The 22,279-nt window shown below is 56.1% G+C and carries 27 protein-coding genes and 2 pseudogenes; 7 read left to right on the forward strand and 22 right to left on the reverse strand.

What is annotated here, in order from left to right:
• The 3 genes and pseudogenes from AC5JPW_RS16700 (at position 1) to AC5JPW_RS16710 (ending at position 3,627) form a co-directional block, all read left to right on the forward strand.
• Positions 1 to 1,539, forward strand: coding sequence for a DHA2 family efflux MFS transporter permease subunit (locus tag AC5JPW_RS16700; protein WP_494242087.1), 1,539 nt, complete (start codon positions 1 to 3; stop codon positions 1,537 to 1,539).
• A gap of 112 nt (positions 1,540 to 1,651) precedes the next feature.
• A pseudogene (locus AC5JPW_RS16705) lies at positions 1,652 to 2,880 on the forward strand (MFS transporter).
• Positions 2,881 to 2,943: 63 nt separating this feature from the next.
• Entirely contained in the window at positions 2,944 to 3,627 is a 684-nt protein-coding gene (locus AC5JPW_RS16710; protein WP_494242089.1) for a transporter substrate-binding domain-containing protein, read from the forward strand.
• Positions 3,628 to 3,629: 2 nt separating this feature from the next.
• On the opposite strand, the gene AC5JPW_RS16715 is transcribed toward AC5JPW_RS16710, so the two are convergent.
• From AC5JPW_RS16715 to AC5JPW_RS16725, 3 genes are read right to left on the reverse strand one after another with little or no spacing between them, the layout of a single operon-like run.
• Positions 3,630 to 4,070 (reverse strand): helix-turn-helix domain-containing protein, encoded by a 441-nt coding sequence (locus AC5JPW_RS16715; RefSeq protein ID WP_494242091.1) that lies wholly within the window; start codon positions 4,068 to 4,070, stop codon positions 3,630 to 3,632.
• On the reverse strand, positions 4,025 to 4,276 hold the full coding sequence (locus tag AC5JPW_RS16720) for a hypothetical protein (RefSeq protein ID WP_494242093.1): 252 nt from the start codon (positions 4,274 to 4,276) through the stop codon (positions 4,025 to 4,027). The genes AC5JPW_RS16715 and AC5JPW_RS16720 overlap by 46 nt, the downstream gene beginning before the upstream one ends.
• Positions 4,276 to 4,644, reverse strand: coding sequence for a cupin domain-containing protein (locus tag AC5JPW_RS16725; RefSeq protein ID WP_494242095.1), 369 nt, complete (start codon positions 4,642 to 4,644; stop codon positions 4,276 to 4,278). The genes AC5JPW_RS16720 and AC5JPW_RS16725 overlap by 1 nt, the downstream gene beginning before the upstream one ends.
• 69 nt (positions 4,645 to 4,713) lie before the next feature.
• Between AC5JPW_RS16725 and AC5JPW_RS16730 the strand changes: the two are divergent.
• Positions 4,714 to 5,924, forward strand: a pseudogene (locus tag AC5JPW_RS16730) (MFS transporter).
• Positions 5,925 to 5,959: 35 nt separating this feature from the next.
• Here AC5JPW_RS16730 and AC5JPW_RS16735 read toward each other — a convergent pair.
• The 3 genes from AC5JPW_RS16735 to AC5JPW_RS16745 are packed head-to-tail and all read right to left on the reverse strand — an operon-like array spanning position 5,960 to position 8,897.
• Positions 5,960 to 6,817, reverse strand: coding sequence for a fumarylacetoacetate hydrolase family protein (locus AC5JPW_RS16735; protein ID WP_494242096.1), 858 nt, complete (start codon positions 6,815 to 6,817; stop codon positions 5,960 to 5,962).
• A 22-nt stretch (positions 6,818 to 6,839) separates the two neighbouring features.
• Positions 6,840 to 8,168: a CitMHS family transporter gene (locus tag AC5JPW_RS16740; RefSeq protein ID WP_494242098.1), complete on the reverse strand. Its 1,329-nt coding sequence runs from the start codon at positions 8,166 to 8,168 to the stop codon at positions 6,840 to 6,842.
• A 33-nt stretch (positions 8,169 to 8,201) separates the two neighbouring features.
• Complete coding sequence (locus AC5JPW_RS16745; protein ID WP_494242100.1) at positions 8,202 to 8,897, reverse strand: RraA family protein; 696 nt, start codon at positions 8,895 to 8,897, stop codon at positions 8,202 to 8,204.
• 124 nt (positions 8,898 to 9,021) lie between these two features.
• Between AC5JPW_RS16745 and AC5JPW_RS16750 the strand changes: the two genes are divergently transcribed.
• Entirely contained in the window at positions 9,022 to 9,924 is a 903-nt protein-coding gene (locus AC5JPW_RS16750) for a LysR family transcriptional regulator (RefSeq protein WP_494242102.1), read from the forward strand.
• On the opposite strand, the gene AC5JPW_RS16755 is transcribed toward AC5JPW_RS16750, so the two are convergent.
• From AC5JPW_RS16755 to AC5JPW_RS16785, 7 genes are all read right to left on the reverse strand, one after another.
• Positions 9,908 to 10,885 (reverse strand): GlxA family transcriptional regulator, encoded by a 978-nt coding sequence (locus AC5JPW_RS16755; RefSeq protein WP_494242104.1) that lies wholly within the window; start codon positions 10,883 to 10,885, stop codon positions 9,908 to 9,910. The genes AC5JPW_RS16750 and AC5JPW_RS16755 overlap by 17 nt on opposite strands.
• A 23-nt stretch (positions 10,886 to 10,908) precedes the next feature.
• Positions 10,909 to 11,685 (reverse strand): MBL fold metallo-hydrolase, encoded by a 777-nt coding sequence (locus AC5JPW_RS16760; protein ID WP_494242106.1) that lies wholly within the window; start codon positions 11,683 to 11,685, stop codon positions 10,909 to 10,911.
• Positions 11,686 to 11,844: 159 nt separating this feature from the next.
• Complete coding sequence (locus AC5JPW_RS16765; protein ID WP_494242108.1) at positions 11,845 to 12,174, reverse strand: DHCW motif cupin fold protein; 330 nt, start codon at positions 12,172 to 12,174, stop codon at positions 11,845 to 11,847.
• A gap of 84 nt (positions 12,175 to 12,258) precedes the next feature.
• The gene (locus tag AC5JPW_RS16770; protein WP_494242110.1) at positions 12,259 to 13,215 is read right to left on the reverse strand and encodes a glutathione S-transferase family protein; all 957 of its coding nucleotides are present in this window, start codon (positions 13,213 to 13,215) and stop codon (positions 12,259 to 12,261) included.
• A gap of 10 nt (positions 13,216 to 13,225) precedes the next feature.
• Entirely contained in the window at positions 13,226 to 13,633 is a 408-nt protein-coding gene (locus AC5JPW_RS16775; protein ID WP_494242112.1) for a DoxX family protein, read from the reverse strand.
• A 109-nt stretch (positions 13,634 to 13,742) separates the two neighbouring features.
• Positions 13,743 to 14,636 (reverse strand): LysR family transcriptional regulator, encoded by an 894-nt coding sequence (locus AC5JPW_RS16780; protein ID WP_494242114.1) that lies wholly within the window; start codon positions 14,634 to 14,636, stop codon positions 13,743 to 13,745.
• 66 nt (positions 14,637 to 14,702) lie between these two features.
• The gene (locus AC5JPW_RS16785; protein ID WP_494242116.1) at positions 14,703 to 15,611 is read right to left on the reverse strand and encodes a LysR family transcriptional regulator; all 909 of its coding nucleotides are present in this window, start codon (positions 15,609 to 15,611) and stop codon (positions 14,703 to 14,705) included.
• A gap of 95 nt (positions 15,612 to 15,706) precedes the next feature.
• On the opposite strand from AC5JPW_RS16785, the gene AC5JPW_RS16790 reads away from it, so the two are divergent.
• Together AC5JPW_RS16790 and AC5JPW_RS16795 are read left to right on the forward strand one after the other, a co-directional pair.
• Entirely contained in the window at positions 15,707 to 16,234 is a 528-nt protein-coding gene (locus AC5JPW_RS16790) for an SRPBCC family protein (protein ID WP_494242118.1), read from the forward strand.
• A 202-nt stretch (positions 16,235 to 16,436) separates the two neighbouring features.
• Positions 16,437 to 17,108 (forward strand): Crp/Fnr family transcriptional regulator, encoded by a 672-nt coding sequence (locus AC5JPW_RS16795; RefSeq protein WP_494242120.1) that lies wholly within the window; start codon positions 16,437 to 16,439, stop codon positions 17,106 to 17,108.
• A gap of 12 nt (positions 17,109 to 17,120) precedes the next feature.
• On the opposite strand, the gene AC5JPW_RS16800 is transcribed toward AC5JPW_RS16795, so the two are convergent.
• From AC5JPW_RS16800 to AC5JPW_RS16840, 9 genes are read right to left on the reverse strand one after another with little or no spacing between them, the layout of a single operon-like run.
• Positions 17,121 to 18,203: a hydrogenase large subunit gene (locus AC5JPW_RS16800; RefSeq protein WP_494242122.1), complete on the reverse strand. Its 1,083-nt coding sequence runs from the start codon at positions 18,201 to 18,203 to the stop codon at positions 17,121 to 17,123.
• Positions 18,200 to 18,571 carry an NADH-quinone oxidoreductase subunit C gene (locus tag AC5JPW_RS16805; RefSeq protein WP_494242123.1) on the reverse strand — a complete coding sequence of 124 codons (372 nt, stop codon included), beginning with the start codon at positions 18,569 to 18,571 and terminating at the stop codon, positions 18,200 to 18,202. Before AC5JPW_RS16805 ends, AC5JPW_RS16800 begins: the two co-directional genes overlap by 4 nt.
• On the reverse strand, positions 18,513 to 18,728 hold the full coding sequence (locus tag AC5JPW_RS16810; protein ID WP_494242124.1) for a hypothetical protein: 216 nt from the start codon (positions 18,726 to 18,728) through the stop codon (positions 18,513 to 18,515). Before AC5JPW_RS16810 ends, AC5JPW_RS16805 begins: the two co-directional genes overlap by 59 nt.
• Entirely contained in the window at positions 18,725 to 19,303 is a 579-nt protein-coding gene (locus AC5JPW_RS16815) for a 4Fe-4S ferredoxin (RefSeq protein WP_494242125.1), read from the reverse strand. The genes AC5JPW_RS16810 and AC5JPW_RS16815 overlap by 4 nt, the downstream gene beginning before the upstream one ends.
• A gap of 9 nt (positions 19,304 to 19,312) precedes the next feature.
• Positions 19,313 to 19,741: an NADH-quinone oxidoreductase subunit B family protein gene (locus tag AC5JPW_RS16820; protein ID WP_494242127.1), complete on the reverse strand. Its 429-nt coding sequence runs from the start codon at positions 19,739 to 19,741 to the stop codon at positions 19,313 to 19,315.
• 10 nt (positions 19,742 to 19,751) lie between these two features.
• Positions 19,752 to 20,228, reverse strand: coding sequence for an NADH-quinone oxidoreductase subunit H (locus AC5JPW_RS16825; protein ID WP_494242129.1), 477 nt, complete (start codon positions 20,226 to 20,228; stop codon positions 19,752 to 19,754).
• Entirely contained in the window at positions 20,191 to 20,706 is a 516-nt protein-coding gene (locus AC5JPW_RS16830) for an NADH-quinone oxidoreductase subunit H (protein ID WP_494242131.1), read from the reverse strand. The genes AC5JPW_RS16825 and AC5JPW_RS16830 overlap by 38 nt, the downstream gene beginning before the upstream one ends.
• A 3-nt stretch (positions 20,707 to 20,709) precedes the next feature.
• Positions 20,710 to 22,035 (reverse strand): complex I subunit 5 family protein, encoded by a 1,326-nt coding sequence (locus AC5JPW_RS16835; RefSeq protein WP_494242133.1) that lies wholly within the window; start codon positions 22,033 to 22,035, stop codon positions 20,710 to 20,712.
• A complete protein-coding gene (locus tag AC5JPW_RS16840; RefSeq protein ID WP_494242135.1) occupies positions 22,028 to 22,273 on the reverse strand; it encodes a hypothetical protein in 246 nt (81 codons plus the stop codon). Before AC5JPW_RS16840 ends, AC5JPW_RS16835 begins: the two co-directional genes overlap by 8 nt.
• Positions 22,274 to 22,279: the final 6 nt, after the last annotated feature.

The raw sequence follows: 22,279 nt of genomic DNA on the forward strand, positions 1-22,279 counted from the left end.
ATGCAAGATAAGGCGGCGTTTACACCACCCAGCCTGCTGCTCGCCACCATTGCGCTGTCGCTGGCAACATTCATGCAGGTGCTGGATACCACCATCGCCAACGTGGCCTTGCCGACCATCGCCGGGAACCTCGGCGTGAGTTCGGATCAGGGCACCTGGGTTATCACCTCGTTTGCGGTCTGCAATGCGATTGCGCTGCCGCTGACCGGGTGGTTTACCCGGCGCTTTGGGCAACTGAAGCTGTTTGTCGGCTCAGTCACGATGTTTACGCTGACCTCATTCCTGTGCGGCTTTGCCCACAGCATGACGGAGCTGATTATCTTCCGTGCGTTGCAGGGCTTTTTCGCCGGACCCATGTTCCCGATGTGTCAGACCTTGCTGCTGGTTATCTTCCCGACGACTAAACGCAGCATGGCGTTGGCGCTGCTGTCGATGGTGACGGTGGTAGCACCCATTGTCGGGCCGATCACCGGGGGCTGGATAACGGACAACTACTCGTGGCCGTGGATTTTCTACATCAACGTGCCGATCGGTATTTTTGCGGCCATCGTGGTGTGGACACAGCTGCGTGAGCGTGAAGAGACGACGACCATTGCGCCCATTGATTATATCGGCATTGCCCTGCTGGTGCTTGGGGTAGGGCTGTTGCAGGTGGTGCTGGACAAGGGTAACGATCTTGACTGGTTCTCTTCCACCGAGATCATCGTCATGTCGGTGATATCCGCCATTGCGCTGGTCTCCTTTGTGATTTGGGAACTGGGTGAGCGCCATCCGATTGTTAATCTGCGGCTGTTTACAGACCGCAACTTCGCCATCGGTACCACTACCCTGATGCTGGGTTACGCGGCATTCTTTGCTATCAACATCATTTTGCCGCAATGGCTGCAAACCCAGATGGGTTACACCGCTATCTGGGCGGGGCTGGCGGCGGCACCGATGGGCTTCCTGCCGCTGCTGCTCACCCCCATTGTTGGGCGCTATGCCAACCGGGTCGATCTGCGTATTCTGGCGTCGCTCTCATTCCTGACGATGGGGGCATCGTGTCTGCTTCGTGCGCAGTTCAACACCAGCGTTGATTTTCGCACCATCGCTGAAGTGCAGATGTTTATGGGGATTGGTGTGGCGCTGTTCTTTATGCCGATCACCACCATCGTCTTGTCGAATCTGCATGGTAATGAAGTGGCGGAAGGTTCCGGTCTGGCGACCTTCTTCCGTGTGTTGGGCGGCTCGTTTGCGTCATCACTGACAACATGGATGTGGTCACGGCGTGAGGTTTTCCATCACGCGAACCTGACCGAAAGTGTCTCGGTCTATCATCCGCCGGCAGTGGATTACCTCAATAAGATGGGCGGCGTGACGCAGCAGCACCTGGCCGCGGTGGATAAAACCATTGAACAGCAGGCTTACATGATGTCGACTATCGACTATTTCTGGTTGCTGGGCTGGGGCTTTATGGGGCTGGTAGTCATTATCTGGTTTGCTAAACCGCCGTTCGTCAAGTCGGGTGCGCCGGGTGGGCCGCCTTCTGCCGCACACTGAATATCCGTCATTCTTCACGAATTAATTGGGTATCAGGCGTTGTAACAACACAACACATCGGCACCGGGCACCTAAAAGCCCGGGCCGTTTTTTACTTTAATGGGATACGTTTATGGCACCGGTGTTATCTGCTCGCGACGGCAGTTTGTTGCAGCATCGTTCGTTTGTGGCGTTCTGGCTGGCGCGCACCAGCTCCAGCTTTGGTTTTCAGATGCTGTCGATTATCGTGGGCTGGCAAATTTACTCCCAGACTCACAGCGCGTTCTGGCTGGGGATGATCGGTCTGGTGCAGTTCTTTCCCTTCCGTCGTTCTGGCGCTGCCTGCCGGGCATATTGCCGATCAGTTTGACCGCCGCCGGGTGGTGATGTTCGGACAGGTGTGTCGAATGGATTGCCATTGCCCTGCTGGCCTGGCTCACCTGGAAAGGGGATGCCAGCGTCGGGATTATTCTGCTGCTGATCTTTATTATCTCGTGCGCCAAAACCATTGAATCACCCGCAATGATTTCTATGTTACCCGCGCTGGTACCGACCTCTATTTTACCCCGCGCCACGGCGGCAAACGCGGTCTCCGGCCAGGCGGCGCAAATCGTCGGCCCGGCACTGGGCGGTTTTCTCTACGCAGCCGGTGCGGACGTGGTCTATACCGTAACCGCCGGGTTGTACCTGGTCTCACTGATGCTGGTTATCACGCTGCGCTATGAGCAGGCACTGCCACCCCGTACGCCGCCGACGCTGACCTCGCTGTTTGCCGGCGTTGACTTTATTCGCAAGCGCCCGGACGTGCTGGGGGTGATTTCGCTGGATCTTTTTGCCGTACTGCTGGGGGGCGCCACCGCGCTGTTGCCAATCTTTGCACACGATGTGCTGCACACCGGCCCGATGGGGCTGGGGTTATTGCGTAGCGCACCTGCCGTTGGCGCTCTGCTGGTCGGTTTCTGGTTGAGCCACCGGGCGCTGAAGCGCAACGTCGGCATCATCATGTTTATGAGCGTGGCGGGCTTTGGTGTTGCCACACTGATCTTCGCTTTCTCAAGCTGGATGTGGCTCTCGCTGCTGGCACTGTTTGCCCTGGGCGGTTGCGATATGGTGAGCATGGTGATCCGTGGTTCACTGGTGCAACTCGATACTCCGGACGAGATGCGTGGTCGCGTGAATGCGGTGAACTCCATCTTTATCAACACCTCGAACCAGCTTGGTGAATTCGAATCTGGCATGCTCGCCGCCTGGCTGGGCGCAGTGCCCGCCGCCGCCATTGGTGGTATTGGTACGCTGATTGTGGTGGCGCTGTGGATGAAGTGGTTCCCTGGGCTGCGTCATCGCCAGCGGCTGGAGAGTTAAGGTGCTTGCAGGCTGCTATCCTGAGTAAGAACGTGTTTAATGATGCCTGACAAGGGGAAGCGAATGCCTGCTCACGCCACTTCAGCGTTACGTTTTGCGATTAACCTGGGCAATGCCGTTCTGGCAACCCAGGATGCAGAAGGCCAGCCCGACGGCATCACCGTGGCACTGGCAAAAAAGATCGCCGCCAGCATGGGCCGGGTGCCTGAATTTGTCACCTATCCTTCGGCGGGCAAGGTGGTGGAGGATGCGGGCAGCGGAATCTGGGATATCGCCTTTCTGGCTATCGACCCGAAACGTGAAGCGCTGCTGCGTTTCACGTCGCCCTACATCACCATTCAGGGAACGTTGCTGGTCAGGGCCGACAGTGGGTGGCAAAGCGTGCAGGAGATGGACAGGCCCGACGTGGTCATTAATGTAGGTAAAAACGCGGCTTATGATTTGTGGCTTACCCGCGAACTGCATCATGCAACGCTCACGCGCCATGCTACTTCTCGGGCGGCCATTGAGGCTTTTTTGCACGGCGAAGGGGAGATGGTTGCAGGCATACGTCAGCCGCTGGAGAAAGCCGCCAGAGATAACATGGGCTTTCGGGTGCTGGCTGATGATTTCACCGGTATCCATCAGGCAATTTGTGTGGCCAAAATGGATCAGCAGCTTTTCCCTGTGATAAGTGCATTACTGACACAGTGGCAGCAAGAGGGAGTGATAGAAAGTTTGACTGAACCATATTTATCACAGCAGTAAGGTCATACCTGTTCTTCCACCTGACGCGCTTCCCGCAGCGCGCCGGGCGAGTGGCCGACAATGCGCTTAAACGCCCGGCTGAAGGCGGCCAGCGAGCTGTAGCCCAGGCGCAGCGCCACGGTTTCAATCGCCTGGTGCTCATGGTTGATGTACTGAATCGCCAGCCGCATCCGCAGCTCGCTGAGGTATTTCGCGGGCGTCGTGCCGGTGGCGGAGAGAAAACGCTCGGCAAACACCGAGCGCGACGTGCCCGCTTCTTTTGCCAGCGCCGCCACGCTCCAGTTGACGCCCGGCTGCTGATGCATAGCATAAATCGCCCGGCTCAGGCGCGGGTCGCGCAGCACCTGCACCCAGCCGCTGGCCTTGCCGCATCCGGCTTCCACCCAACCGCGCACGATCAGCGCCGCCACCACGTCGGCCAGCCGCGGCCAGTATTCCGGCAAAGCCGACCTGGCGGGTCATGGATTCTCGCTCCATTGCGGCGAGCAGCGGGTGGATCTCCGGCCAGGTGGACATCAGAGCGGCTGACCATCATCACCTCCGGCATGGCTTTGATCAGCGGCTGCATCCCGCCAAGCTCAAAGTCCATACAGCCGCTGAATATCACCGTGCTGGCGCTGTCCGGGCAGGGCTGCGCAGGTGACGGCACTAGACATCGCCGCAGATCGGCTTCAGTGGGCAGACGACGGCACGCGGCGTGACCGCCGGCGTTTTCATCGGAGAGCAGGCGCGTGGGCGTTGCCGTTGGGGATAAACAGCGCATCGCCGCTGCCGAGGGCGAAGGTGGCTCCGCTCTCCATGCGCAGAACCGCCGTGCCCTTGGCTGACAAAGTGAAACTGCGCTTTGCCGGGGGCAGAGCCGAAAGCGACGCCAAACGGCGAGCTGGCCTGGATCCGGCGGTACTTCACGCCGGACAGGCGCATGCCGCGCAGCAATTCGCTGATGAGATCGGGGGTCTGTACCGCCATGAGCGCTAACTCCGGACGAATTATCAATAACTGAGGATTATATGCCATAGATCGTCCAGCGGGGAACTTCCTATGCTTTGCGAGGTTTGTCACACTTTTCTAACGGGAGAACAACAGATGACGTCATGCATCGCGGCGAGCGAGGCCATCGCGCCTGTCAAAACCCGCCTGGCGAGCGGTCTATTCACTGGGACTGGGGGTTTTTGGCCTGATTACGGCAGAGTTTCTGCCCGCCAGTTTACTGACGCCGATGGCCGCCAGTTTAGGGGTCAGCGGAGGGAATGGCGGGGCAGGCGGTCACGGCGACGGCGCTGGTGGCGCTGGTGAGCGGTTTGCTGATCTCGGCGGCGACCCGCAATATCGACCGCCGCTGGGTGCTGATGTTTTTCTCCCTGCTGCAAATCCTCTCCAGCCTGCTGGTGGCCTTTGCGCCGTCGCTTAGAGGTGCTGCTGATAGGGCGCCTGCTGCTGGGGGTGGCGATTGGCGGGTTCTGGGCGATGTCGACGGCGACGGCGATGCGGCTGGTGCCGGCAGATAAAATTCCGCAGGCGCTGGCGGTGATTTTCTCCAGCGTGTCGGTTGCCACCGTGGTGGCGGCGCCGCTTGGCAGCTTTCTGGGCAGCCTGATTGGCTGGCGTAACGTCTTCATTCTGTGCATTGTGCCAAGCTGTGCTGGCGCTTGCTCTGGCAGCTGTGGGTATTGCCATCAATGAAACCTGACAACAGCGGCAGCCTCGGGACGTTGCTTAAGGTGTTACGCCGTCCAGGGATGATGGGCGGGATGCTGGCGACCATTCTTATTTTCAGCGGCCACTTTGCCTTCTTCACTTACTTGCGTCCGTTCCTGGAAACCGTAGGACAAGTGAGTGTGGAGAGCATTTCACTGATCCTGCTGGGCTTTGGTATCGCCAACTTTATCGGTACCTCGATTGCCGGACATCTGCTGACCCGCAATTTGCACCTCACGCTGGCGCTGGTCCCTTTTGCGATGGGCGTACTGGCACTCACTATGGTGGCATTCGGGCATCTGGCGGTTCTGGACGGCGTCCTGGTCACCCTGTGGGGATTTGCCTTTGGCCTGGTGCCGGTCGGCTGGACCACCTGGCTTGCGACCACCGTACCGGATGAAGCGGAAAGCGCGGGCGGGCTGCTGGTGGCTTCCATCCAGTTTGCGATTGGTGCTGGTGCGGCGGGTGGCGGGGCGGTGTTTGATCTGAGCGGGGCAAGCGGTGTTTTTACCGGCAGCGGTCTGTTATTGGTCACGGCGATGGTGATTGTCTTTGCCGGTGTGCGAGTCAAACAGACAGTAACGGAGTCATCCCGATAATGTAAAAACGGGCATCGTGTCGATGCCCGTTTTTTCTAGCGTAGCGATGTCGCGTACTGCGCCCCAACGACGCGGTTGCTCAAACGACCAATTTTCTCAATTTCCACTGCAATCTCGTCATCTTCATGCAGGAACAACTGCGGCACTCGGGATTTCCCTACGCCGCCCGGTGAACCCGTCATGATCACATCTCCCGGTGAGAGGGTGGTAAAGGTGCTGATGTACGCGATCATTTCCGGAATGGTATGCAGCATATTGGCAGTTGTATCATCCTGCACCAGTTGATTGTTAAGCCAGGTCTTGATGGTCAACTGGTGCGGATCGCCAATCTCGTCCGGTGTCACCAGCCAGGGGCCAAAGGCTCCCGTCGCAGGCCAGTTTTTACCGGCGGTGTACCACTTGAACTGCCAGTCGCGCACTGAGCCATCCATATAACAGCTGTAACCGGCCACGCACGAAAACGCCTCTTCTTTAGGTATGCTGCGCACGCTGCGACCAATGACGATCGCCAGTTCACCTTCATAGTCAAATTGCTCAGAACAGGCGGGTTTGATGATCATCCCGTTGTGTCCAATCTGTGAGTCAGCAAAACGGACAAACAGGGTCGGGGCCTCATCAGTCTCGTTAAACTCTTTGCGTTTTTGCGCATAATTCATGCCGACACCAAAGATCTTACCTGGCTGGTCGATGACCGGCAGAAAGCGTATTTCATCCAGACTCAGGTCTGCCGGATAATCTTCAAAACGTTTAAGCTCGGCAACCTGATGCTGCTGTAACCAGGTGTTGATATCCCGACAGCCAATGTGACAGCCAATATCGATAATCCCATCCTGATGATAAAGGCCAAAACTGCGCTCTCCGGTTTTATTCGATATAAAATTAACAATTTTCATAAATACACCTGGTGACGTTTTATTACAGTGGGACGGTATTGGTCACGACCAGCGAGAACACCATCACGAAGGAGAAAATAACCACTGGCACAAATGAATAACGGATATGGTCTTTTAATTCGACCCCCGTCAGGCCAATAGCTAAATACGTGGTAGCAAATACCGGACTTAGCATCATGGTGATATTTTTACCGACCACCATAGTTAACCCCATTTGCTCCCAACTGATGCCGTAATTGGTGCCGACTTTGGCAACCAACGGATAAATACCGTAGAAGAAGGCGTCCGGCCCGATAATAAAGCCGATTAAACCGCCGAGCAGACCCATAATGATGTGCAGGTGAGAACCGAGAGAATCTGGCATGACGTGCAGCACCACGTCGGCCATTTCCGTCAGAATAGAGGCATCACCGCCACCGCTCAGGATACCGACGAAGGCACCCGCCGCCATGACCGTTCCGGAAATCATATACGCGGAATAGGCATATTTTTTCATCACCCCTTCCTGTGCTTTCAGGTTCGGGTAATTGAAAATCATGGCGGCAGAGAAGGCGCACATGAAGATGATATAGGCCTGAATATGGGTAATCAGCAACAGTAGCGTAGCACCGACCACCAGAGTGGCGTTGATGGCAAACAGCAGGCGATTCTGCGGCATTTGGGTGCCATGCTGATCTTTGCCCGCCGCCAGTTTTTCCGGTTCGAGGGATGCTTCCGGAATCGGAAGTCCCAGTGCGATACGGCGTTTTTCACGCAGACCCAGACAGACGCCCAGCACAATCATGCACACCAGACCAAACACTTGCGTCGGGATAAGCTGATGGTAAAGTGCATTCACATCCAGACCGGAAACTGCCGCCACGCGCGCCAGCGGACCCGCCCACGGTGTAAAGTTGGTCACACCCATACCGGCTGCCAGCATGCACAACAGTACCGTGGGGCGAATACCGAACTTTTTATAAATCGGCAGCATGGCACCAATGGTAATCAGCACTGTCGGCACAGATGAACCGTCCAGGTGGGCGATGGTGGCAATACAGCCGGTCACCACCACAATCGCCACCACGCTGTTACCGGCGATTTTGGTCATCCAGTTTACCAGCGGCTGAAAAACGCCCGCATCGGTGACAATGCTGAAAAAGATGATTGAGAAGGTAAATAACACTGCATTAGGCGCGGTTTGCATCACGCCCTTCATAATATAATCGTTCATCTGCATCGGCGTATAACCGGCACAAAATCCTGCTATTACCGATAAAAAGATAAACAGTGAAATCGGTGTCGCTTTTCCTTTAATCAGGAAAAACATCAGGCATGCAATAAGCACATAGCCAACCAGAGCAAGGTACATTTTTATTTTCCTTATTTTAATTTAACGCTGTGCTTATAACGGACAACCTAATTTGCGCAGAATGGAATTAAAGCGTTCAGGGTCGCTGGTACCGGCGGCATTGCTGGCACGAATGGCTTCTTCTTTCTTTAAGTGTGCCTGTGCACGTACCAGCACGCTTTCGGCCTGAGTCTGGGGGATCGCCAGCACGCCATCGCTGTCAGCAAGCAGCAGGTCGCCAGGGTTGACCACAAGGCCCGCGCAGGCGATCGGGACATTCACTTCGCCTGGGCCACTTTTATCCGGGCCACGGTGAGTGTGCGCTTTGGCAAAGACCGGCACCTTGCCATCAGCCCATTCCGCCAGGTCGCGAATCGCACCGTCGACGACAAACCCGGCGATTTTTTTGGTCAGGGCCGTTGTACGGATAAGCCCGCCAATCAACGCCTGGGTCACATCTCCACCGCCATCAATCACGATGACATCACCAGGTTGAGCCTGCTCTAAGGCTTTATGAATCATCAGGTTATCGCCAGGTCGGACCTTGACGGTAATCGCCGGGCCGCAGAGGCTGATGTTCACATCCTGGTGATAGCGCTGCAAGCCAACGGTGCCACTGATGCGACCCATACAGTCACCTGCGACGGCGACAGGAATAGTGCGAAATGCCTCAATGAGTTCGGGCGAAAGGGTATTCTGGCGTTCGGCAATATAAAAACCGGCGGGCCAACCACTGCGTGCGTTGTTCATATTTCCCCTGTCATCACAAATAATAGAATCTGTATTCTTACTTTCAGTGCGGGCATTATTGTTCGTGGCATTCATTTCCACTAATATACTTTTTTATATGATTGATGAATATAAGGAATAAATAATGAATAACAGAGACTTAGAGTACTTTATTGTGGCGGCGAAGATAATGAATTTGGGACAAGCATCACAAAACCTCAATATCACTCAGCCTGCACTCTCTAAGTCAATCGCGCGGCTGGAAAAAGATCTGAACATTAAGTTGTTCAAACGTAGCGGGCGAGGGCTGGTGCTGACTGAAGCCGGGGCCATTCTTTACCAGCGCGGACTGATGCTGCAAAGTTCCTGGGACGATGTGGCAAAAACCATGGCGGAATTAAGCAGTGGATGCGGTGGCGTGGTGCGGGTCGGGAGCGCAGGCTCCGCGACGCAATTTCTCCTGCCTGAGGTGTGTAAACGGCTGCAAAGGGAGGTGCCCAATGTGAAGCTGGAGATTCAGATTGGCATGAACGATGTGCTGTTTGCCCTGTTAGAGCGACACGAACTGGATATCATCATCGGCCCGCTGGTGGGTTACAACAAGCCGGTGGTGCAGCATCCGGTGACGGCAGACAGGGTGGTCGTGGCGGCTTCACGCGAGCACCCGCTGGTGGGTAAACCGGCAACACTAAGGGATCTCAGTCGTTATGGCTGGATATTGCCGGCCAAAACCGTTTCGATGCGTCAGTGGCTTGAGCGCATGTTTTATGAAAATCACTGCCCGGCGCTGGATGTGAAAATTGAAATCAGTTCCCTTGCTGCCGTACCTGGGCTGATTGCCAGCAGCGGACTGCTGAGCTTTATTTCCGAAAATAGCCTGGCAGAGAAAGAGTTTGCCTCCAGACTGACGCGGATTGATAACGACCAACTGGTTATGGCACGCCGGGTGGGGATTACGTATCTGCAGGATGCGTTCATTTCTCCTGCTACACAGCAGGTGATTGACGCCACCTGCGCGTACGGGGAACAGCTCAGTCTGAAATCGTGAATTCCTGGGGTGGGGGGCCGCGAAAAGTCTTGCGCCACTCGACCGGACTGACGCCCAGTTTCTGGCGAAACGTCTGCCGAAAGGTGATGGCGGACTGGAATCCGACCTGCTCTGATACCCGTTCAATGGAGAGATCGGTGGTTTCCAGTAACTCCTGACTGCGGGAAATGCGCTCTTTGCTGAGCCACTCTCCAACAGACATTCCTGTGGACTTCTGGAAATGGCGGGTTAGCGTTCGACGGCTCATCGACACCCGCTCAGCCAGCACGTCGATATCATGGCTTTCATGAATATGCTGTTGTAAATAATCCAGTAGCATATTGATTCTGCTGTCAGAGGTACGGTGCGGAACACGCTGCGCAATGTACTGCACTTGCCCGCCATCCCGGTAGGGCGGCGTGACCATTCTGCGGGCAATCTGGTTCGCGACACGTGCGCCAAAGCGCTGGCGGATGACGTATAAACAGCAATCCAGCGCCGCCGCGGTTCCCGCAGAGGTGATAATGCTGTCGTCTTCCACATAGAGTACGTTGACATCCAGTTGCACTTTTGGAAAGCGCTGCTGGAAGAGGGCTTCAAACTCCCAGTGCGTGGAGGCTCGCAGCCCATCAAGTAACCCGGCATGTGCGAGCACAAAGGTGCCCAGACAGAGCCCCACCAGGGTGGCACCGTTATTGCGTGCGTTAATCAGCGACGTCAGCAACAACGAAGAAGGGCGTTCATCGATATCTTTCCAGAAGGGCACCACCACGATATCGGCGCTCTCCAGCGCCACAAAGTCATAGTCCGCCTTCACCGCCGTGCCGTCTTTTGACCAGACCAGCCCGGGCCTTTCTGCGCAGAGCAGTCGGGTAAACAGCTGCGTTTCAGCCCCCGTCTCGCCAAACAGAATCAACGGGACGGAAAGGTGGAAGGTGCTAAAACCTTCGGTGGCAACAATCGCGACGCGGGTGGTGGGCATGCAGAGCGCTCCGTAGGTATCCGTTAAAAAGTCAGCGTTTCACCGTCCGCCGGTGCGCTCACCAGTGGAGCAATGAGGTTATCCTGCGCGTAGTCGAGGACGTCCTGGCGCGTTGTCAGACAGTGGTTCACCGCCTCCATGTGGGTCGCGACGATCCGGGCATCTGGTAAAATCTGGTGCGTTTTAAGAATATCTTCTTTACCGAAAATGATCGGTCCAAACCCCAGAACATGCGCCCAGCCGGTGTTGAGGATCACCACGCCCGGCGTAAATTCAGCCAGCGTCTGTGCGACTGACGGGATCCAGATGGAATCACCGGCCAGGTAAAGCGTCTTCTCCGTGGGGTGACGGAAGACAACGCCGCTGGATTCCCCCAGTCTTTCCGCCAGCTGTGGATGGGCGTACGCGGCATCTGAGCCATGCTGGCAATGCGTTTTGATCAACTCCACGTCTTCAAAACGCGTAACGTCACTGAGGGTTACCAGGTTGCTGAACCCTTGTGAGCGTAGCAGCTGCGCATCATCGTCGTTTTGCACATAGATACGCATCGTTTTCGGTACCTGCTTAGCGGCAGCATCATCCCAGTGGTCGGGGTGCGTATGGGTGACGATGATGGCATCCACATCCAGCAGTGTCGCGATATCTACCGGCAGCGCCACCATCGGATTGCGGATGTGAGAACGGGCGGTGCCTTCGAATCCTGGCCAGGCTTCTTTGTCAGACAGCATGGGGTCAATCAAAAAGCGTTTTCCGCCAAAGGTCAGTAGCTGGGTGGCGTTGCGGATTTGCGTAAGTTTCATCGGTTGTATCCTTGTGCTTAAACGGTCATGGCAGGCCTGGAACCTGTGCAGACCATTATGCGTAACGCCGATTTTATTACCGCTGGCGTAAGGACAACATACGATGGAAATGGGTCAAAACAAAAAGGGATTCGGGCCAGCGGTTGCCAGCCCGGATGGTTAATCGACAATAAACAGCTTCGCGCCGGTTTCGGTTGATGAACGATGAGCTTCGGCGTTATCCGCCACCTGATAACTTACGCTGGGTGTCAGGAGAAAGGTGCGCCCGTCTTCAAGTTCAGTATGCAGTTCACCTTCAAGACAAAACAGGACATGTCCTTTCAGACACCAGTGGTCGGCTTTGTAGCCTGGAGAGTATTCGACGATGCGTACACGAATATCATTGAACTGAGCAGTGCGCCAGAGGGCATAACCTTCTTCGCCGGGGTGGCGAACCGGTTCAATATCCTGCCAGTGCGTGAGTGCAAACGGAATGTCGCTCATCTTCATACTAACCCCTCCCATCCATCTGAAATGTTTACACTTTATAAATCACTTTCAGAACGGAAGGAAGGGGGTATCCCTACGGTATTCTTATAAACCCAAAGCGCTCAGATCCGGGCCTTGCGGCACAATCCCATTGGGGTTCAACGCCTTGATGGAGTAGTAACCCTGCTTGATATGGTCAATATTGACCGTATCACGAATACCCGGAACCGCCAGCATATTGCGCAAATAACGATCCAGATTCGGGTACTCAGCCAGTTTGCGCAGGTTGCATTTAAACAGGCCGTGATAGGCGGCATCAAAACGCACCAGGGTCACAAACAGGCGAATATCTGCTTCGGTAAGCTGGCCGCCCGCAAGGTAATCCTGTGTTGCGAAGCGCGCCTCGAGTTTATCAAGCATCGTAAACACGTCGCTGACGGCTTCCTGGTAGCTGACCTGGGTGGTCGCAAAACCAGCACGATAGACGCCGTTATTCAGATTCGGGTAAATCTCCGCGTTTAACCGATCAATCTCTTCACGCAGCAGAGCCGGGTAAAGGTCGATATCGTTACGTGCAAGGTCACCGAAACCACTGTTGAAGATGCGCACGATATCGGCAGATTCGTTGTTAACGATGGTACCGGTTTTCTTATCCCACAATACCGGCACCGTGGCACGTCCGGTAAAGTGTTCGTCGGCGCGGGTATAGAGCTGGTGCATCCATTCGGCGTTGTTCAGCGTGTCTCTGTTCGCACCCGGATAATCACCAAAGTGCCAGCCTTCATCAAGCAACTGAGGCTCCACAACGGAGATGCTGACGACGTCTTCCAGCCCTTTCAGTTTACGGGCAATCAGCGTGCGGGATGCCCAGGGGCAGATCAGCGCTACGTACAGGTGGTAGCGATCCGGCTCGGCCTTAAATCCACCGTCGCCGGTGATGCCGGGTGCCCCGTCCGGGGTCACCCAATGGCGGAAACTTGAGGTCTGGCGAACGAATCCCCCTTTCTCGTCGGTGGACTGCACCGGGTGCCAGTCCGCCGTCCATTTACCGTCAATCAGCATGCGTACTCCGTTAACCTTTGAAAGAGGTGGGTTTCAGCGCGTATTTTCCGTCACCGGTCAGGGCCAGTGCAAGCAGGCCGACAATCCAGAATGCCGGGAATTCCCAACCGCCATTCGGGCTGGTGAAGAAGAATCCGGCCGGACCGTGAACGGTGAAAATCGCACCCAGCAGAATCGGAATCAACACAATGGCGACGACGCGAGCATAAATGCCAAGAATCAGGGCAATGGCACCCAGAAGTTCAACCGCCATCGTGACGTAGGCCAGTCCGCCAGGTAGACCGAGGGAGGCGAAGAATTTCGCAGTTCCCGCCGGGGTGAAGACAAAAAACTTCAGGCCAAAGTGCGCCAGAAACAGAATACCGAGCGCCAGGCGCAAAAGCAGGGATGCGTACGGAGCAGTGCGTGAATCAGTCATGGTGGTGTCCTCTCGAATAAGTTGATGAGAGGACTATAGAGTGTTTCTGGTTTAATGATTATCGGGTTGAAAAGAGGATGTTTATTTCCATTTTGGAAATTATCGTTGATTAACCACGGCTGGCATAAGCCTCAGCCAGAAAATCAATCAACACCCGGGATTTTTGCGCCAGGTAACGGGCAGGCGGATAGACCGCATACAGCGCCAGTGGTGGGGCTTCGAAGGCGGCCAGAATGGGCACTACACGGTTGGCTTTCAGTGCGTTTTCGGCGATAAACATTGGGACTCTGGCGATGCCAAGGCCCGCGCAGGCGGCTTCGATACAGGCTTCGGCATTGGAGAATTTAATGCGCCCGCGAACGGGCTGCACATGAATCTGCTGCTGGGCATCCTTAAACGGCCAGTGCCACGGGTCACGGAAGTTGGTATCCACAATCAGCGCATGTTGAGTCAGTTCAGACCAGTGTAGGGGTTCACCGTGCGACGCGAGATAGTCCTGAGCGGCGACGACCACGCTGCGAACCGGGCATAACCGGCGTGCTACCAGGCTGCTGTCCGTCAGGTTGCCGATGCGCAGTGCCATGTCAAAACCCTCATCCACCACGTTGACCAGGCGATCGGAGAAGTTCACATCCAGTTCGATATCCGGGTACTGCTGGGCGAAAGTCACCAGCAAGGGGGCGAGTTGTGAGACGCCAAAGGTAACGGGTGCGGAAATACGTAACAGGCCAGAAGGCGCATTCGAGGTGTTGCGCACCGAGTCGTTAAGCGCGTCGTAATCGATAAGTAACTGACGAATCCGCTCGTAATAGGCCAGTCCGACTTCGGTGGGTGTCAGAGAACGGGTGCTGCGGCGCAGAAGATTGACACCGAGTTCACTCTCCAGACGGGAAATCAGTTTGGAAGCCTGACCGTGGCTGGTGCCACAACGTTGCGCGGCGGCGGTAAAACTGCCTGTTTCAATTACCGCCACAAACATGCGGTCACACTCCAGCCGTTCCATGAGAAAGTCCTGATAACAAAGCGATAAAACGCACCATAGCAAAACCTCTTTGCGCTGAATAGCGCTTCAGACCGTGGTGATACCGACGCTTTCAAACAGCAGTGCCCGCACCCAGCGATGGCCCGGATCGCGGTGGGTGCGTTCATGCCAGACCGCCAGTTTCGTAAAGCCGGGGATCTCAACGGGCGTTTCAAATGCCACCAGACCAGGGGCGCTCTCCACCAGTCTTCGTGGCAGAACGGCCAGCAGGTCGGTGGTACGCAGTAACCCGGCCAGCGCGAGAAAACTGGTCATCGTCAAGGCAACGTGCCTCTCCCGGTTAATTTTTGCCAGCGCATCATCCGCTACGCCCCAGAACCGTTCGCCGGTAAAGGAGACCAGCGCATGGTCGAGTGCGCAGAACCGATCCAGTGACAACGCGCTGCCCTGTGCATCAGGGTGCCCAGTGCGCAGGGCGCAGACGTAGGTCTCATCGAACAGGCGACGAGCGTGAAGATCGGGAAGTGCGGTTTCTGGTGTCATCAGGGCAAGATCCAGATCGCCGCGTTCAAACTGGGTCTGCGCCCGGTCATCCTCAACCGGACGAATGGCCACCCGGATTCCCGGCGCACGCTGTCGAAGCAGCACCATGAACGGCAGGACTACTGTCTGTAACGCATAATCTGTTGCCGCAATGGACAGAGTGAAACGCGCACTGAGTGGGTCGAAGAAGGCAGGTTGCAGCAGGGTGTCGATGTCGCTCAGGATCTGCTTTACCGGACCCGCAAGCTCGCTCGCACGCAGTGTGGGCACCATACCGCGTTGGGTGCGAACGAACAGGGGGTCGTCAAAACTCTCACGCAAACGGGTAAGCATGCCGCTGACCGCAGGTTGCGTAAAACCCAGACGCTCTGCGGCTCGGGTGACGCTGCGTTCGTCCAGCAGGGCGTCGAGGGTGCGCAGTAAATTAAGATCCAGCGTTTTGATATCACGCATCGTTATGACTTCTATGCTCGAGTGTTATTTGTCTTATTTCTGCCGTTTTTTTATCGTTCATGCAAGCAAAACGCTCTCACACGTAAGGATCAAACATGAACGCGATTATCTGGCCGCAGGGCTACCTGCCGGGCTTTACGGAAAACTTTGTCTCTAATGAAGTGATTGTTGCCGGGTTGACCGCCGCCCAGGTCTGGCCCTTTTTGAGTCAGGCCACCGTCTGGCCCACCTATTACGCCAACTCTGCCAACATTCGTTTTTACGATGACAAAGGCCCGACCCTGGCGCAGGGCGTGCGCTTCTACTTCGAAACCTTTGGATTCCCTGTAGAAGCTCAGTGCACCGAATATGTCGCGCCGACAAATGGACAGCCAGGCCGCATTGCCTGGCACGGTTGGGCCGGTGAAGAGGGGACAGACGAACGGCTCGACGTGCATCACGCCTGGCTTATCGAAGATCTGACAGAAGGTCGGGTGCGCATCCTGACCCAGGAAACACAAAAAGGGAAACCGGCGCAGGTGCTGGCACAGACCAAACCCAACCCGATGATCAACGGTCACCAGGAGTGGCTCGATGGTCTGGTGGATGCAGTCCGGGCGGCCGGTGCGACAGCACGATATTAAACTGTAATATCCCTTCAAATTTTGCGCCATTAGGCACTTTCTTAATATCAAAACGGGTATAATGCAAAGCGCATCCAGGAGTCACTCGCATTATTTAATCAAATTACTTCCGCCAGGCATAAATTTGATATCAATCAATATCCGAGAAAATATTGAAATGCGAAGAGTTGTTCCCTGATAAGAAAAAAGAAGAGGTAATACAATGCGCTCAAAAATGAAGGGAGCCGCACTGAATTTGGTGGATATGTTGAATCAACCTTCGCACCACCATATTTTGCAACAATTTCGTAGCAAGAAATTCCGCAAAGGGGAACGTATCAGCAGTCCGCATATGGATTGTAATGATGTGTTTATCGTGTCGGCGGGGAGACTGCGGGTTTTTCTCTCGTATGGTGAGCGCGAATTCACTCTTTACTATCTGGAAGCGGGCGACATCTTTACCACCCATACCCGTGCCTGGATTGAGGCCGTGAAGGATTCGTCCATCATGGTTTCTTCGACCCGCACCTTCGGGCAGCACCTGGTGAATCACCCGGAAATCGCCGTGCAGATGACGGGAATATTGGGTGATATGCTCGGCAGTTCATGGGACGTCATCGAGGGTATTATTTTTCACGATGCCAAAACCCGGTTAATTGCCTTTATTTTGTCACTGGGGAAAGAACGCGGTGAGATAACGGAAAACGGTGCTGAGTTTGATTGTGATTTAACCATGGAAGATATTTCACTGATAATTGGTTCAACGCGTCAGACCACATCGTCGTTATTTAATGTACTAATTAAAGATGGCGATATTTTACGGGTCAGCAAAAACAGATACGCCATCGCAGATATTCATGGACTCAGTGCCCGGCTCACAGAGTATAAATCCTGAGCCGGGAGGTCGTTAACGCTCCGTACACGAAATACAGGGGTCGATACTGTTCACAATCAGCGCAACATCGGCCACCGTATTGTCCTGCATCATGACCGGCAGAGCGTCCCAGTTCGGGTAGCTCGGCACACGCCACTTCAGGCGCTCAGGCATATCCGTACCGTTGGTGCGCAGGTAGTAAATCAGTTCCCCGCGGGGCGCTTCGGTTTTCGCCACCGCTTCACCTGCCGGTACGATCGGTAAACCTGGAACAGCGACCGGGCCTTCAGGCAGTTGCGCCAGACACTGGCGAATCAAAGCAATCGCCATTTTCACTTCGTCCAGACGCACCATCGCGCGCGACCAGACGTCACCGTCCGGGCGGGTCATGGTGGCAAAATCCAGCTCGGGATAGATGGCATACGGCGTTTTGGCGCGCACGTCATATTCCACCCCGGAAGCACGTGCCACCGGGCCAATCAGTCCGTATTCCAACGCGATAGCATTGGGCAAAACGCCCACACCACGGGTACGGGTCAGAATGCTTGAATGGGTGCTGTAAATGGCGTGGATCTCATCTACCGCCGGGGCGACCTCGTTCAGGCGTTTGAGCAGGTAAGCGATGCTCTCGGCATTGAGGTTGTATTTCACCCCGCCAATGCAGTTAGCACCCAGGTCCATGCGGTTGCCGTACAGCGTCTCTTTGATGTCCTGCACGATTTCACGGGTTTCCAGCACGTGCATAAACAGCGAGGTAAAACCGATGATGTGGGCCATGATGCCGACGTTGAACAGGTTTGAGGCCACCCGTTTGATCTCATCGGCAATCACCCGCAGGTAGTGCCCGCGTGGCGGGACGTCTATCCCGGCAATCTCTTCCAGCGCCATGCAAAAGGTGGTGGGGTGACTGTTGGAGCACAGCGAACAGATGCGCTCGGTCAGGGTGATGTTCTGGTAGAAGTTACGTTTCATCACCAGGTATTCCATACCCCGGTGTACGTGCCCGGCAGAAATGTGCAGCCCTTTAATGGTTTCGCCTTCAAGGTCGAGTTTGAAGTACATCGGCTCTTCGAGAGCGACATGCAACGGGCCAACCGGCATTTGATAACGGGTCATTGTGACTCTCCACGTTGCTGCATAATTTTTTCCCACAGTGCTTTGGTACTGGCGGCGTTCACCATGTCCGAGAACGGGATGAATTTTTGCAGCACGGCCGCATCAATATTCTCATCAATAAACAGCCGTGTCGGGTTCGGGTGGCCGACGGCGTTGATGTCGTACAGCTCCATAAATTCGCGCTCGTTCCAGTCGGCGTTGTGAAACACCGGGGTCAGGGAAGGGATATCCCGCTGACCTTCGGCGAGAAACACCGTCATGGTCAACGTGGCACCATCAAGGTCGAAGTGGTAAGCAATTTCGTGGATCTCACTGGGTTTCCCTTCCACGCGCTGATACGCGCTGATGGTGTGCAGCCTTCCCCCCACCTGTTTGATGCTGGTCGCTGCCGGCAAGCAGTTGTTCGGTGGCGGACAGGCGCACCCAGGCGGTGGCAACGCCCCATTTGTTGACGCGGGTCTGGAAGGTAAAGCCGGGCGTCAGGTGCTGGTTAAACAGGTCTTCCACCTGTCGGGATAAGATCACTCATGGCGTTTCTCGATAGGGTTAAGACGCAGTTCGCGGTGTGCAATCCCAAGATCGTGGATCTGATCGATGCCAGGGGTATTTTGCTGGGCGGCCGCACGGGCGCGGCGGCAATCCGGGCACAGTTCGCTCATCGCCGGGTCAATGGCCGCTGGCGTGTGGTAGACCTTGTCCATCAGCGCCGGGCTTGCGGGCAGGAAGGAGGTGCTGCAAGCCACACAGGTTTTGAAGAGCATGGTGCCTTCTTCAATCATGCGGTACTTGTCTTCCTGCTTGTGCGCCAGGTGCCAGTCATTGGTCAGATGGATGGCTTTCGGCACGCAGTAGTGCTCGCACAGGCCGCAAAAAGTGCAGGTGTTGTGCCACAGGATGAATTCCACGCCGTGCGGGGTTTCTTCAAAGCGAATGGCGCCGCCCGCACAGACGTGTTCGCACATGCGACACACCGAGCAGCGCGACGCATCAAACGCAATACGCCCGCGCAGCGCATCCGGGGTGAAGGTCTCACCAAACGGGAAGGGGTCGGTGGATGGCCCCTGGCGCAGGTTACGAATCAGGACTTTCAGAAAGTTCATGCCGGGCTCCTAAATGCGCTGACGCCAGATGTCGATTGCCATGGCGATCCCTTCGATGATCGCCTGCGGGCGAGGCGGGCAGCCCGGCACGTTGACATCGATCGGCAGATAGCTGTCCATCGGCCCGGCAACCGCATAGCTGTCGCGAAATACGCCGCCGGAAATCGGGCAAATGCCAATTGCCACGGTCACTTTGGGTTCCGGGATCTCCTGATAAACCCGCAGCACTTTCTCTTTAACCTTCATGGTCAACGGCCCGGTGATCAGCACAATATCCGCATGCTTTGGGCTGCCGCAGTACTGGCAGCCCAGGCGTTCCACGTCATAGCGAGGAATGCAGGCGGTGGTCGCAAGTTCCACATCGCAGCCGTTACAGGACCCGGCATTGATGCGATACAGCCAGGGCGAACGGGTGGCGATGGAGTTGAGTAACGTCATAATCTTTTCCCTATGCCTGAGCCAGTACGCTGATAAGGCCAACCACGCCCAACAGCTCAGGCCACTTCAGATAAAACCAAAAGGCCTGGTCGATACGCATCCTGCCCACCAGCGCGCGCAGCAGCGTTTTGCACAAAAAGGCGATGACCAGACATTTCACTAAGAACACCACGACGCCCGCGATACCCGCTGGTCCGTTGGGGAAGAACAGAGTGATGGCAAGGCCGACCACCACCAGGGTTTTCAGCGCCGACATCAGATGAAACAGCGCCAGCCCAGGCCCGGTGTATTCCAGAATCGGCCCTTCAAGCACCTCAGACTCCGCTTCAGGGATATCGAAAGGGGGAATGCCGAGGTTGGCAGGCATAAACAGCACGTAGGCCGCCAGCGCAGGCCACATCCACGGGTCGAACAGAAACGCCCCGTGTTCCTGCTGGTACGCCACGATGTCAGTCAGTGAGAACGTGACCCAACCGCCCTGAGCCATGCCCGACTTTCAGGGCCACACTTGCCAGCGCCATCAGCAGCGGGCCTTCGTAGGCCAGCACCAGCGCCATTTCGCGGGAAAACCCTACCGCGCCGTACACCGAACCGGAGCAGGAGCCTGCGAGCATCAGCACCACTGCAGGTACGGTCAGCAGATAGAGCAGCACCAGCAGATCGCCCAGCCCCGTTGACGGCAGGTAAACGTTGGCAATCGGGATCAAGGTGACCGCAATCAGCATGCTACCCACGCCGACAGCAGGCAGGGCGAGGAACAGACGGCGCGGCGCGCCATCCGGGACCAGGGTCTGCTTACGCATCAGCTTAATGATGTCGAAAAACGGCTGCAGCAGCGGCGGACCGATACGCCGCTGCATGCGGGCAATCACCACGCGATCCACCCCTTTGAGTAACAGACCAAATATCAGAGCCGCCGCGCCGAGCGGGATAATCATCAGAGGCGCAAAAAGTGAAGTCATCATGGTTTAGTCCTTCTCCCGCACGCGCAGAACCTGGCGGATAAAGCGTTCGGGTGCCGGGTAAAGCGCCGAGGCCGGAACGTGCGCCTGTACCGGGGTAATGTCGGAGACGCCGCCCTGGTGCAAATGAATCGAATGCGACTGGCGATTGCTGAGACGATAGAACAGCCAGCCTGTCACACCCATCAGGCCAACCAGCAGCCACAGGGTTAACGGATGCCAGCCACCGGTGCCGGGTAACGGCCCCGTCCAGCTCACGGCAATATTGCCAAGCCCGGTCTGCGCCATTAAATGCGCGATCGGCACCAGCAGCACGCCCGGCAGCAGGCTGACAATCAAAGCCATCAGACTGAGCACGCCCATTGGCAGCAGCATCGACAGTGGTGCTTCGTGTACGTTTTCCAGGTGCGCTGAGGGTGTTCCCATAAAGGCGGCATGGGCAAATTTCAGTACCGCCGCCAGGGTAAACAGGCTCGACATCATGGCGCTTAAGCCGAGCAGGTAGTGCCCGCTCTCAAATGCCGCCTGGTAAATCAGCCATTTTGAGGCGAAACCGTTAAGCGGCGGGATGCCCGACAGCGACAGTCCGGCAAACAGGAACAGGCCAAAGGTCAGTGGCATTTTGCGTCCGAGACCGCCCAGCTCATCAAGGCTCGACACGTGCACTTGCGCCAGGATGCAGCCCGCTGCGAGGAACAGAATGTCTTTAAGCAGCATGTGGTTCACCAGGTGCATCAGGCCACCGGCAATACCTTCCGGCGTGGTGAGCGCCAGCCCCAGCAGGATGTAGCCCAGTTGGCTCACGGTGCTGTAAATCAACAGCCGCTTAATGCCGTTCTGGATAAGCGCCATCGCTCCGGCGTAGAGCAGGGTGATGGTGGCAATCACCGCAATGGCGTACATCAGTACGTTGGTGTTGCCCAGTTCGCCAAAGCGCACAAACAGCAGGCCGGCCCCCCCCAGCGCAAACAGTTTCAGCACGCCGTAGATACCACTTTTCAGCAGCACGGCCGAGATATAACCACTCACCGGGGTCGGTGCGGTTGGCGGGTGCATCTGGTAATCAATGCGCCACGGCAACTGGGCGGCTTTCATTATCAGTCCGCTCAGTACCAGCAGCAGACCGGCACCCAGCCACGGTAATGGCATGGTGCGTGAGGCCAGAAGAATCGCGTCGAAGCCAAAGCCGTCACTGCGCGCGCAGAGCATGGCGACGCCGAGGAACATGCAGGTCGCCCCGACGAAGTTGAAGATGAAGTATTTAAACCCTTCGCGCAGCGCCGGTTTGCTCTCGTCGTGGATGATCACGAAGTAGAGCGTCCAGCTACTCATGATTTCCCAGAAGGCGAAGAAGTTGAACAGATCCTGAGCTTGCGGTGACGCCGAGCAGGCCGCCAATCATAAAGACGAAGAAGAAGAAAAAGCGGTGCTGGCTATGAGCATGGTCCATATAGCCAATGGCGTAGCACAGGTTAAGCACGCCCACTCCGGCAATCAGTGCGGCGAACCACCAGGACAGCAGGTCATAGCGTCCCGCGTCCATCAGCACGGCAGCAAGAGTCAGTGCCATTACGCC

The sequence above is a fragment of the Phytobacter sp. genome (genome assembly GCF_059074235.1).